The following is an 11,305-nucleotide window of genomic DNA, read 5'->3' as shown; positions in this document are numbered from 1 at the left end:
CGACGTCCGCCACTGGGTCAACGAATGGAACACCGACCCGAAGCCGTTCGTCTGGACCAAGACCGCCGACCAGATCCTCGACACCCTCGCCGCATACTGCAGCCGAATCAACGACTCACGACACTAGGGCAGGAACGCATCCGGCCCCCACAGCATGAGCCGCCATACACCGACGTCGGGCTCGATGGCGAGATCGCTGCTGTCCGCCTGCTGATGCATCCAGCGCAACTCCACCTGACGGTCGGTGCCGTTGACACGCAACGTCGCCTTGTGCGCGCGTGCTCGTAGACGGGTTCGTCGACCCGCGCCTTTGAACTTTCTTGGTGAAGGATTGATGAGCGGCCGCCAGGCCCTTGTGATGACCGACCACGCTGTCCCAGGCGGCCGGCTCGGCCTCGTCCCGTGCGTGCAAACCGCGACGGTTGGCTGGATCGAGGTCCGCCACCTTGTCCACGTTGACGTTGTTGCAGAAGATCCATTGCCGATCACCGAGGCGGTCGTAGAACCTGTCCACGGTGGCCGCGAACGACCTGATCTGGTTCTCCCATGTTGAACCTGGCGACAAGGCGTCGCAAGCGAATAGTCCAGCGGGCTGCGGCTTAGAGCTTCCAGCGGGTTGGGGTCTTCGGCTGGTAGCCGCAGGTCGAACCGGTGGAGATCGAGGCTCTCAGGTGGGTTGCCAGCTCTGGGTGGCGGTCGTCGAGTTTTCTCAGTGTGTCGCGGATTCTGGCGGTCACCGTCTTGCGGGCGCGTTCTGCCTCGTCGCCCAGGCGGCGGGTTCTGGTGCCCAGGCCGGCTGCCGCGCGGAGCTCTGACAGCAGTGCCTCGCGTTCCTCGTCCAGGCGGGCGGCCTTCGTGTCGTTGCCGAGCAGCGCGGCGTTGTCTATCTGCTCGTCCAGGTCCGTCAGGCGGCGTTGGTAGGCGGCTCGGGCCTCGGCGTCGAGGACCTCGTCGCCGGACAGAGTCGCCGCCGCGACCACCTCCTCGCCGCCGGTGGGGTTCAGCAGGCGCGTCGCGGGGATCTCCGTGCCGGGGGCGGACAACAAGAAATGGATGTCTCGCAGGCCCTTCGCGTCCGGGACGTGCACCGTGCGGCCGGCCATCGACAGGGTCCACGTCTCGCCCGTCAGGTGGAACTCGTTGCCCGGTAAGGACTGCGTTCGCGCCACGCCCGGGTTGCTGATGCCCAGCGCGGCCGCCTCCGTCTCGGCCTCCTTGCGAAGTCTGGCAGCCTCCGGTTCGGGTGACGCCTCCGCCAAGCCCAGCTTCGCCTCCACCACCCACGGCCACGCGCCCAGCGACTCCGCCGAGCGGATCGCCTCCTGGAACCGGGCCGCCGCATCGTCCACACGGGACTCCGCCAGGTCGACCAGGCCCGCCCAGTACGCGACCGGGCCGCCGATGTCACACCCGTACAAACCCACCAGCCAACCGCCGGACAGCGGCGTTAGCACCTCTCGCGCCCGCTCACACGCCTGCGCCGACCGCGTCAGGAACGCGACGTAAGCCTGCAGCCGCACGAGCAGCGCCGCGAACGGGCCCGGCACCGGACCCACCTCGGCGAGGCACCGCACCGCCGTGTCGACATCGCCCCGCTTCGCCGCCGCGATCCCGTCCAGCAGCTCCGGATGCGGGTACTTAGCCGCCGCCGCCTCCGGCAGCACCTCGGCCACCTCGTCGAGCCGGCCCTGCAGCATCAGCAGCGACCAGCGCAGCTGATGACCCATGTAGGAGAAGAACAGGTACTCCTCCTCCGGCAGGCTGTCGAACGCCTCCCCCAACAGCTCCGCCGACTCCGCGAACCGACCGTGCAGCGAGGCGACGATGCTCCGGTCGATCAGCGCGCCGGCGAGCAGCGACGGGACCTGATACCGCTTGGCCAACGCGACGAACTGGGCGACGCGGTCGACGAAACGCGGGTCGCCCAGCTCGATGGCCGCCACCCAACCCAACGATGTCGCGTACATCTCCATCTCGGCGTCACCGGTGCGCCGGGCGATCGTCACCAGCTCGTCGGTGAGCACCTGCCGCTCCGCCGCGTTGCCCGGCTCCCACAACGTGTCGTGCTTGGTCCACAGGCTGAAGCCCAGCGCATCGTCGTCGTTGTCGGTCCGGGCGTGCGAGATCAGGTGCAGGATCACCTCGTGCGCGAGCCGGTCCAGCGGCCGGTCCTCGACCGAGCCGAGCAGCCGCGCGTGCGTCGCCCGCATGACCTCCTCGCGCAGCGAGCCGCGAATGCTGGTGTACCCCCACAGCGTCAACGCCACCCGGCTCAGCGGTCCCGTCGCCTCCAGCCCGAGCGCGACGTCCGCGGCCTCCCGGAACGCCACCATCGCCTCCTCGGACTGGCGCCGGTGGTAGAGCTGCACGCCGATGTCCAGGCTGATCCGCGACCGCCGCGGGTCGTCGGCCGCCACCAGCTCGAGCGCGCGGCGCAGGTGTCCGATCATCTCCTCGGTGGCGATCCGGCGGCGCGCGTCCTCCGCCGCCGCGGTCAGCAGGTCCACGGTCACGCCCGGCTCCAGCTCGGCGCCGGCCAGATAAGCGTGCCGGGCCCGGTCGGCCGGGAAGATCCGCTCGGCCAGCGGCTGCGACCGGTCCAGCGCGCGGACCACCGCCGCGTGCCGCCGCCGGACCTCGGTCTCGTCGAGCGACTCGTACAGCGTCTCGCGCACGAGGTCGTGGGCGAACGCGAACCGCCCGTCGCCACGGGCGGACACCAGCCGCGCGGCCGCGGCCTCGGACAGCAGCCGGTCGACCACCGCCGCCGGGGTCGCGCCGGTGGCGGCCAGCACCTGGCGGTGGAACTCCCGACCGAGCACGGCCGCGTCCACGAGCAGGGCCGACACCGCGGGCGGCAGCAGCGACAGCCGCCGGCGCACCGCGTCCCGCACGCCCGGCGCCACGGCGGTCAGGGCGTTTCCGCTGTGCCAGAGGCGGGCGGTCTGCTCGACGAAGAACGGGTTGCCGCCGGTGCGCCGGTGCACGTCCACGGCCAGGCCGTCGTCCGGCTCGACGCCCGTGGTCCGGGCCATCAGCGCACCGACCTCCGCGAGGCCGAGCCCGGTGAGCGTGATCGTCGTGGCCCGGGCCAGCAGCGGCAGCATCAGCGGCGCCAGCGGGTGCTCGGTGGCCTCCACCTCCACGTCCCGGTACGTGCCCACCAGCAGCAGTCGCTCGAACCACGTGTGCTGTGCGACGAACTCCAGCAGCCGCACCGACTCCGGGTCCGCCCAGTGCAGGTCGTCCAGCACGACCACGACCGGCTGTCGCTGCGCCGCGGCCACCAGCGCGCTGGTCACCGCGTCGTAGACCTGGAACCCGGCGGCCGGCGAGCTCGTCCGGCCCTCCCCCAGCAGGAACTCGAGGCCCTCGGCCCACTCCTCGTCGCCGGCCTGGCGGCGCAGCGCCCGCATGACCTGCACCCACGGCCAGTAGCCGGGGGCGGCCGCGGAGTCCCAGCACGAGCCGGACAGCACCAGCGCGCCGGCCCGCCGCGCGGTCTCCATCGCGTCGGTGACCAGCGTCGTCTTGCCGATCCCGGCCTCGCCGGTGACCAGCACGAGCCCGCCGTGGCTCGTGGCGGCGCGGTCGATCTCGGCGCGCAGGACCCCGCTGGGGTGGTCCCGTCCGATGAGCTCCGCCGTGGTCATGTCCGGTTCGCCGTCTCTGAGAGGTTTCCTCGATCCGCGATCGATACTAGGCAAGCCCACCGACAGTCCCAGCCGAAACGTGCCGGGCGCTACTCGGTTTCGTGCATCTGCTCGGAGAAGACGAACACGCGGATGGCGTTGCCGGTGTCCGGATGCACCTGGGCGAGGTACGCGGTGGCCTGCTGGCCCACGACGCCCTCGACCGCCTCCAGGAAGTCCGCGCGGGTGGCCTCGTGCAGCGCCTCGTGGTGGCGGATCACCGCCTCGCGGTGGCCGCGCTCGCGGAGCACCGCGTCGGCGACGGTCAGGCTGTCGATCGAGAGCACGACGAGGCTCACCGGATCGTCGTCGCTGACCGAGACCTGGACGTTTCGCGGACCGCGGCCGTAGAAGGTCCGTTCGAGGCTGGTGATCTTTTCGGCGACGGCGTTGCGCTGCGCCTTCGTTATTCGCATGGCGCCATTCCCTTCGCCGGCCACCCGGGCCCGTTGTGTCCCGGCTCCCCCGCCCGATACTCTCGTGGACGAGCGCTAACCATAGCGGCTGATCGGGCCGTGCCGCAGTGCGCCCGGCGATCGTGGGCGGGTCGTGCGGCGGAGCGGCTCGAGCGAGATACACCTCGTCGTGGCCTTGCGCGAAGGTCGAGAAACTGCGACCGGCGTGCGGGGACATCGCGGGTGTCAAGCGAAAGGGCTTGTCTCGTGGAAATACCATGCCAATCCGCCGTGCATTCGATTCCGGCGAATTCGCAAGATTACTATTCACCCACCGAGCTGCGGGCAATCGTCAACGATTTCTCGCGATTTCCCGACCGCTGGGCGAGCTCCGTCCGGTTCGACCTGACCGAGCGGTGCTACACCCGGCTGCGGCTCGACGCGGCCGTCGAGGTGTGGCTGATCTGTTGGGACATCGGGCAGGACACGCTGCTGCACGACCACGGCGGCAGCGTCGGCGCGTTCACCATGGCGCGCGGCTCGCTGCTGGAGGACTTCGGTGCGGTGCACCGGACCGGGTTACGCACCCGCCGGCACACGGCCGGTGACTCGGTCGGCTTCGGCGCGGACTACCTGCACAACCTGGTGAACGTGGGTACCGAGCCGACGGTGTCCATCCACGCCTACTCTCCCCCGCTGCGTGCGATGAACTTCTACTGCTGGCTGCCCAGTGGTATGCACCATCTTCGGGAGATCCTCTGCGACACACCGGAGCCGCAGGTCGGCGCGTTGGAGGCCCAGGCGGCCGCCCTGCGCGAGGCGGCGTCATGACCGACGTCGTCACCACGCTCGTCGCGCACGCGCGCGAGCGGATCACCCGCTACACACCCGCCCAGACCGCCGAGGCGATGCGCCGCGGCGCGATCCTCGTCGACCTGCGGCCCACCGAGTACCGGTGGCGGTTCGGGGAGGTGCCGGGCGCGATCGCGGTGTCCCGGCACGTGCTGGAGTGGCGGCTGGACGTCACCAGCGAGCACCGCCTCAAGGAGCTGCGCCCGGGTGACCGCGACCAGGAGGTCGTCCTCATGTGCAACGAGGGCTACACCTCCAGCCTCGCCGCCCACCAGGTGATGTCGCAGCTCGGGCTGACCAGGGTGGCCGACGTCGACGGCGGGTTCGCCGCCTGGCACGCGACCGGACTGCCCACGGTGTCGCGGCTGACCAGATAGCGTCCGACTGCGCCGCCGTCACCGCCGCGGCCGCCGAGCTGGACCGGGTCGACGTGACCGACGCGGCGTCGGCGACCTGTGCGCGCCACCCCGGGCATGGTCGAGCGCGGCTGGCGAGCCTGATCCCGATGGGTCGGCTGGGCCGGGCCGAGGAGTCGCGGAGCTGGTCGCCTGGCTCGGTTCGGATCGTTGCAGCTTCTCCACCGGCGCGGTCTACGAACTCAGTGGAGGCGGGGCCACGTCCTAGACAGGCGCACCTGGCGGCCAGGGATCCGCCAGGTGCGCCCTAGGCGCTCACCCGGGTGGGAACCAGCAAAGCGCCAGGCGTGCGGTCGTCGGGCAGCTCGAGCATCGCGCCGAGCACCTCGTGTGCCGGACCGGTCTCCCGCCAGAACACCTTGCGCGGGGCGAGCACGTCCTGGTTGGGCGGAATGCGGGTGGCTTCGGCGTCGTCCTCGCCGTGCAGCTGCACCACGTCGACGACGTTGTGGTGGGCCCGCACGCCGACCACCGCTACGACGTCGCCGTTCTCGTCTCTGGGGTCGATGAACCGGAAGCCGCGCGCCACCAGGGCACGGAGCTGGGCATCGGTGCTGGTCGCGGCTGACAACGACGACGCGGCACTGGGAGCCATCAACCCTCCCGTTTCCGGACGTCGGCCAGGAAGGCCACCAGCTCCTCGCGGGCGTACACGAGCACCGGGCCGCCCGGGTTGCGGGAGTTCCGCACGGCCACGACCTCACGCTCGGGCCAGGCGAACTCAACGCAGTTACCGACCGCGCCGCTGCGACTGCTCTTACGCCAAACCGCGTCCGGCAGCTGTCCGGCCGGCACACCGTTCCTGATCTCGCGGGCCATCGTCCCCACCCTTCCCGACTACCGACAGTGGGTGCACCTGCACGTGCAGCTGCATACTAAGAAGATAACACGTGCGGTTGCAGCGGTAAATGCACGTGCAGATGGGCTTTGCGTGTACAGCCGGGTCAAGAACCACTACCTGCGGTGTCCGCGCAGGTCGCGGCACGTTTGGCCGGTTGGATACCGACCGTCATCACCCGATCGGGTGTAGTCAGATCTCCTGGCGCAGCTTGGAAATGAGCTGTCTGCTGCGGTCCGGCGTCTCCGCGTCGACCGCCAACCGGTCGAGCACACGGCCGTAGACCTCGATCTCGTGCGGCCGGTCGAGGTACAGCGCGCCGCTGAGGTGCTCGATGTAGACCACGTCCGGGAGTGTCGGCTCGGCGAAGCGCAGCATGCTGAACGGCCCCTCGGCCGAGTAGCCGCTCATCGAGTAGGGCACGACCTGCAGCGTGATGTTGGGCTGCTTGGTGACCTCGAGCAGGTGGTCCAGCTGCTTGCGCAACGCGGCGGCGCCGCCGATGGGCCGGCGCAGCACGGACTCGTCGACGACCGCCCACAGCCGCGGCGCGCCCTGCCGGAAGAGCACCTTCTGCCGCTGCAGGCGCAGCTGGACGCGGCGCTCGCTCTGGTCGTCGAGGTGGGCGGGCTGGCCGTGGCTGACGACCGCGCGGACGTAGTCCTCGGTCTGCAACAGGCCCGGCATGAACAGCAGCTCGTAGTTCTGGATGAGGGAGGCGGACTCCTCCAGGCCGACGAAGTTGGAGAACCAGTCCGGCATGAGGTCGGTGAACCGGTGCCACCAGCCGCGCTCGTTGGACCGGTGCACCAGGTCGATGTAGAAGGCGCGCTCGTTCTCGTCCTCTACGCCGTACATCGTGAGCAGGTCGACGACGTCGCGCTCCTTGAAGCCGACCCGACCGAGCTCCATCCGGCTGATCTTCGAGTCCGAGCCGCGGATCGCGTAGCCGGCGTCGGCGCGGGAGATGTCCGCGGCCTCACGCAGGCGGCGCAGCTGGGCGCCGAGCACGATCCGGCGGGCAGTCGGCGCACCACTGACGTCGTTCGTACCGGGCGTGGCGGCTTCCTCCGTGCCACGGCGAGGGTCGTCCACGACCATCGCTGCCTCCCGTACTCGAGCCGTGTCACCGTCGGACAACTCAGAGTACGCGCTCCCGACACGGTCGGGGAGTGGCACCACCGGCGAATCGCCGGACGCGCGATCGCCGGACACCGCCGCGCCGGCGCCGGCGCGGCGGTATCCCTTCGACCTACGCGGTGACCAGTGAAAGCCCGTACACCGCCAGGATCTCGTTGACCGGCTGGAACCAGGTCTCCCCGCCGCCGGCGCAGTTGCCCCAGCCGCCGGAGGTGACGCCCTGAGCCTGGTCACCGGTGATGTACGAGCCGCCCGAGTCGCCGGGCTCGGCGCACACGCTCGTCTTCGTCATCTGGTGCACCGCGCCCTGCGCGTAGTTGACCGTCTCGTTCTTCGCCAGCACCGTGCCGCAGTGCCAGTGCGTCGTCGAACCCGACCGGCAGATCGACGAGCCCACCGGCGCCTCGCCCGAGCCGCGCACCAGCTGGTCGGGCACCGTGCCCCAGCCGAGCACGACCGGTACTGTCCACCAGCCGCCGCCGATCCGGACGAACGAGTAGTCGTTCTCCGGGAACGACGAGCCGGCGAACGTGCCCATCCACGAGCCGTCCCAGCCGTTGACCGTGCTGCCGACGCCACCGCAGTGCCCGGCGCTGACGAAGCCGCCGTGCACCGAGAAGCCGATCGAGCAGCGCACGTTGCCGTTGATGTAGTAGGGATCGCCGCCGACCGTGCCCGCGGCGAACGGGCGCGGCAGCTGGTCGGTCTCCTCGACCCGCACCGGGCCTGCCTCGCGCGCGACGTCGAGGAACTCGGCGACGTCCGCGCTGACGTCCGCGCCCCGGCGGACCGTCACGACCACGCTGCCCGAGCGGGGATCCACGTGCCAGCCGGCCACGTCCGCCGGCGCCCGGACCTTGTCCAGCTTCGCCTTGGTGGCGTCCAACTCCGCCTGGGTGTGCTCGACCGCGGCCACCTCGGCGCCGGTCGCCCGCACCGCGTCCGCGGTGTTGTTCGTACCGTCCTTCGCACTGTCCAAAGTGGCCAGTCCGACGACGAGCGCGCCGCGCTCCGCGTCGAACCAGGAACCGCCGTACGCGGTACCGGCCGCCGCCCGGGCCGCCGGCTCGACCTCGATCGCCGCAGACTCCTGGCGCACGCGGGTGAGCGCCTGCGCCTCGGTCAGCCCGAGGTCGCGCTGCATCGCGGCGACGACGCCGCCCGACGCGACCCCGTCCGACGCGACGGGGTTCGCCGCGGCCGCGGACGGACCCGCGATGGCCTGGCTCAGTGCCACGAGCGCACACGCGCCCACCGACACAAGCGTTCTTGCTCGCTTCATGGTGCTCTCGTTTCTCAGCAGGGGTGAGAGGTGAGAGCGCTCTCATGCACACCGTGGCCGGTCGGACGCGCCGCGTCAAGGTCTAGACCAAATTTCGTCACGTCCCGACCGCGAGCGAAGTCGTTGCCGTACCTGGCATCGGCGCGACGCGGTACCTTGGTGTCCTCCGAAGGCAGGCGGGAGACCGGGTGACCGACACGACCCAGGGGGCGATCCAACCGGCCGACCCACTGGTCGGCCGTGCCGTGCGGCTGTTCGAGTTCCTCGGCCGCACCCAGCAGCTGCGCAACCTCCCACCCCGCACCGTGGAGGGTTATCGCTCGGTGCTGTGGCTCGACGAGCTGCCCGAGCACCCGGCGGTCACCATCGCGCACCGCGGCGAGCCGGGGCCCGAGGACCCGATCATGACGATCGACCGGGTGGCCCGTGCCGATCCGCCGGTGCCCGAGTTCGGCATGGACCGGCTCGACGACCCCGACCAGCTCCTCGCGCCGCCCGAGGACCCGGAGCTGCGCGCGCGGTACGACGAGTGGCTGCCGGCCTGGCAGGAGTGGGCCGAGCTCGAGCGCCGCGACCGGACCGTGCGGGCCTGGTACGGCCAGCTGTTCGCCACCTACGTCGCGGCCACCGGCAACCCCGAGGAGCTGGAGCTCGTCGTGGGCGTCGGCTGCCTCGCGTGGCGCCCGCCCGGCCACTCGGAGGTCCGCCGGCACCTGGTCACGGCGCCGGTGACGATCACCCTCGACGACGACACCGGCCAGCTCGCCGTGCGCCGGGTGGAGTCGGTGGACGCCGCGGACGTCGAGCTGGACATGCTCGACCCCGGCCTGATCCCGAACCCGCGGCACGTCAACGACATCCGCGCGCAGGCCCGCGAGCTCGCCGGCCACCCGCTGGACCGGGCGGAGACCGGCGCGCTCGTCCGCCGCGTGGTGCACATGCTCGACGCCGCCGGCGAGTACCGCGACGCCGAGTCGGTCCCGGTCCCGGCCGCGCACGCGGTGGCGGCGTTCGCGCCCGCGGTCATCCTCCGCCGGCGCTCGCAGCAGGGCCTGGTGGAGATCTTCTCGACGATCGTCGACCAGCTGACCGAGTCCGGCGAGGTGCCCGACGGCCTGCGCCCGCTCGTCGACCCGGACCACCGGCCCCTGCCGCGCACCGAGGCCCCCGCCGACGGGGCGCTCGTCCGCGTGGACGACGACGAGTTCCTCCCGCTGCCGGTCAACGACACCCAGCTGCGGATCGTCCGGCAGGTCGACACCCAGGCGCAGACGCTCGTGCAGGGCCCGCCGGGCACCGGTAAGACGCACACCGCGGCCGCGCTGCTGTCGCACCTGTTGGCGCAGGGCAAGCGGGTCCTCGTCACCGCGCACACCGACCGGGCGCTGCGCGAGGTTCGGGACAAGCTGCCCGCCGCGATCAAGCCGCTGTCGGTCGCCGTGGTCGGCACGTCGCGGGAGGACATGTCCGACCTCAAGGTGGCCGTCGCGCGGATCGCGGCGGCGGCCACCGAGCACGACGAGGCGACGGCGAAGCGTTCCATCGAGGGCTGCCTCGACGACATCGAGCGGCTCCGCGGGCGCCGCGAGGACCTGCACGCCCAGCTCGTCGAGGCCCGCGAGGACGAGGTGCGCGAGCACTCCCACGCCGGCTACCAGGGCACGCTCGCCGCCATCGCCCGGGCGCTGGAGACGCAGCGGCCGCGGTTCGGCTGGCTCGCCGAGCACGCCGACGTCCGGCCCGACGAGCCGCCGCCGCTGACCGGCCCGGAGATCGTCGAATGGCGCGGCCTGCTGGTCGACGAGGCGCTCAGCTCCGACGAGCTCGAGGCGGGCGGTCGGCTGGTGGACCCGACCACGGTGCCGCCGCCCCCGGGCTTCGCGGACCTGGTCTCCGCCGAGCTCGCCGCGGCCGCCGACGACGAGCAGCACGACACCGAGAAGGCCCACCTGGCCTTCGATGCCGTGCGCCGGATCGACGCGGGCGCGCGCGACCAGCTGCGCCGACGGCTGCGGGAGCTGGCCGACGAGGCGGACGACCTGGCGCGGCGCCGGGAGACGTGGATGAACGACGCGCTCGCCGACATCCGGTCCGGGCGCGGGCGGGCCTGGCACGGCCGGGCCCAGCAGATCGGCACCCTGGTGGCGCAGGCGAACCAGCTCGCGGCAAATCTTGGTCCACTCACGACGGTCCAAGTGGACGGTAACGCGCCACTGCTGGTGCCCGCCGCGCAGCTGCTGCATGCACATCTGGCCGGCAGTGCACTGAAGACCGGAGCGGACGGCATGCCGAAGGTCGGTGCGCTGACCCCGCGGCCGGTAAAGCAGGCTCAGGCGTTGTTCGCGCAGGTGCGGGTGGACGGACTGCCGCCGACCAACGCGAGCCAGGTGGCGGCTTTCCTGCTGTGGGCCGAGCTGGGCAAGGTCATCGCCGCGCTGGACCGGACGTGGCCGGCCGGCGTCGCGGTCGTCGACGGATCGGTGCACGAGCGGGTCCAGTGGCACAGCACGGAGTTGGACCAGCTGCTCAGGGTGCTGCGGCTGTCGGAGGCGCTGGAGAAGGAGCAGCGGGCGCTAGCCGACGCCGGCCTGCCGCGTCCTGACTGGACGGACCTGGACGCGGTCCGGGCGTACGCGCGGCTCGTGGACGTCGCCGCCGCGGCGGACGCGCACGCGGCGGCGACCGTGCCG

10 protein-coding genes and 1 pseudogene are annotated in these 11,305 nt (G+C 71.6%); 4 read left to right on the top strand and 7 right to left on the bottom strand.

What is annotated here, in order from left to right; translation table 11 throughout:
• A pseudogene (locus ACRDSK_RS26830) lies at positions 1 to 127 on the top strand (IS630 family transposase); the annotation flags it as partial.
• Here ACRDSK_RS26830 and ACRDSK_RS26825 read toward each other — a convergent pair.
• From ACRDSK_RS26825 to ACRDSK_RS26815, 3 genes are all read right to left on the bottom strand, one after another.
• A complete protein-coding gene (locus ACRDSK_RS26825; protein ID WP_431444084.1) occupies positions 124 to 261 on the bottom strand; it encodes a hypothetical protein in 138 nt (45 codons plus the stop codon). The pseudogene ACRDSK_RS26830 and the gene ACRDSK_RS26825 overlap by 4 nt on opposite strands.
• A gap of 338 nt (positions 262 to 599) precedes the next feature.
• On the bottom strand, positions 600 to 3,653 hold the full coding sequence (locus tag ACRDSK_RS26820; RefSeq protein ID WP_431444083.1) for an ATP-binding protein: 3,054 nt from the start codon (positions 3,651 to 3,653) through the stop codon (positions 600 to 602).
• Positions 3,654 to 3,742: 89 nt separating this feature from the next.
• Positions 3,743 to 4,108 carry a Na-translocating system protein MpsC family protein gene (locus ACRDSK_RS26815; RefSeq protein ID WP_431444082.1) on the bottom strand — a complete coding sequence of 122 codons (366 nt, stop codon included), beginning with the start codon at positions 4,106 to 4,108 and terminating at the stop codon, positions 3,743 to 3,745.
• A 270-nt stretch (positions 4,109 to 4,378) separates the two neighbouring features.
• On the opposite strand from ACRDSK_RS26815, the gene ACRDSK_RS26810 reads away from it, so the two are divergent.
• Both ACRDSK_RS26810 and ACRDSK_RS26805 read left to right on the top strand, forming a co-directional pair.
• Positions 4,379 to 4,918, top strand: a complete 540-nt coding sequence (locus tag ACRDSK_RS26810; RefSeq protein WP_431444081.1) for a cysteine dioxygenase — start codon at positions 4,379 to 4,381, stop codon at positions 4,916 to 4,918.
• A complete protein-coding gene (locus tag ACRDSK_RS26805) occupies positions 4,915 to 5,316 on the top strand; it encodes a rhodanese-like domain-containing protein (protein ID WP_431444080.1) in 402 nt (133 codons plus the stop codon). The genes ACRDSK_RS26810 and ACRDSK_RS26805 overlap by 4 nt, the downstream gene beginning before the upstream one ends.
• 286 nt (positions 5,317 to 5,602) lie before the next feature.
• On the opposite strand, the gene ACRDSK_RS26800 is transcribed toward ACRDSK_RS26805, so the two are convergent.
• The 4 genes from ACRDSK_RS26800 to ACRDSK_RS26785 all read right to left on the bottom strand — a co-directional run bounded on the left by ACRDSK_RS26800 (position 5,603) and on the right by ACRDSK_RS26785 (position 8,615).
• Positions 5,603 to 5,950, bottom strand: coding sequence for a hypothetical protein (locus ACRDSK_RS26800; RefSeq protein WP_431444079.1), 348 nt, complete (start codon positions 5,948 to 5,950; stop codon positions 5,603 to 5,605).
• A complete protein-coding gene (locus tag ACRDSK_RS26795) occupies positions 5,950 to 6,174 on the bottom strand; it encodes a DUF397 domain-containing protein (RefSeq protein ID WP_431444077.1) in 225 nt (74 codons plus the stop codon). Before ACRDSK_RS26795 ends, ACRDSK_RS26800 begins: the two co-directional genes overlap by 1 nt.
• Before the next feature lie 211 nt (positions 6,175 to 6,385).
• Positions 6,386 to 7,294: a helix-turn-helix domain-containing protein gene (locus ACRDSK_RS26790; RefSeq protein WP_431444075.1), complete on the bottom strand. Its 909-nt coding sequence runs from the start codon at positions 7,292 to 7,294 to the stop codon at positions 6,386 to 6,388.
• Positions 7,295 to 7,445: 151 nt separating this feature from the next.
• Entirely contained in the window at positions 7,446 to 8,615 is a 1,170-nt protein-coding gene (locus ACRDSK_RS26785; RefSeq protein ID WP_431444074.1) for a S1 family peptidase, read from the bottom strand.
• Positions 8,616 to 8,803: 188 nt separating this feature from the next.
• On the opposite strand from ACRDSK_RS26785, the gene ACRDSK_RS26780 reads away from it, so the two are divergent.
• Positions 8,804 to 11,305: AAA domain-containing protein (locus ACRDSK_RS26780; RefSeq protein ID WP_431444073.1), on the top strand; the 2,502-nt coding region annotated here is incomplete at its 3' end.

The organism is Actinophytocola sp. (assembly GCF_050699915.1).
Taxonomy (GTDB): Bacteria; Actinomycetota; Actinomycetes; order Mycobacteriales; family Pseudonocardiaceae; genus Actinophytocola.
Note: the sequence above shows the minus strand (reverse complement) of the source record. Positions and strands in the feature narration are given on the sequence as shown.

Bases quoted from the DNA above. Each gene is read 5' to 3' on its own strand.
- ACRDSK_RS26815 (WP_431444082.1), bottom strand. From the start codon at position 4,108: ATGCGAATAACGAAGGCGCAGCGCAACGCCGTCGCCGAAAAGATCACC.
- ACRDSK_RS26800 (WP_431444079.1), bottom strand. From the start codon at position 5,950: ATGGCTCCCAGTGCCGCGTCGTCGTTGTCAGCCGCGACCAGCACCGAT.
- ACRDSK_RS26785 (WP_431444074.1), bottom strand. From the start codon at position 8,615: ATGAAGCGAGCAAGAACGCTTGTGTCGGTGGGCGCGTGTGCGCTCGTG.
- ACRDSK_RS26790 (WP_431444075.1), bottom strand. From the start codon at position 7,294: ATGGTCGTGGACGACCCTCGCCGTGGCACGGAGGAAGCCGCCACGCCC.
- ACRDSK_RS26805 (WP_431444080.1), top strand. From the start codon at position 4,915: ATGACCGACGTCGTCACCACGCTCGTCGCGCACGCGCGCGAGCGGATC.
- ACRDSK_RS26820 (WP_431444083.1), bottom strand. From the start codon at position 3,653: ATGACCACGGCGGAGCTCATCGGACGGGACCACCCCAGCGGGGTCCTG.
- ACRDSK_RS26795 (WP_431444077.1), bottom strand. From the start codon at position 6,174: ATGGCCCGCGAGATCAGGAACGGTGTGCCGGCCGGACAGCTGCCGGAC.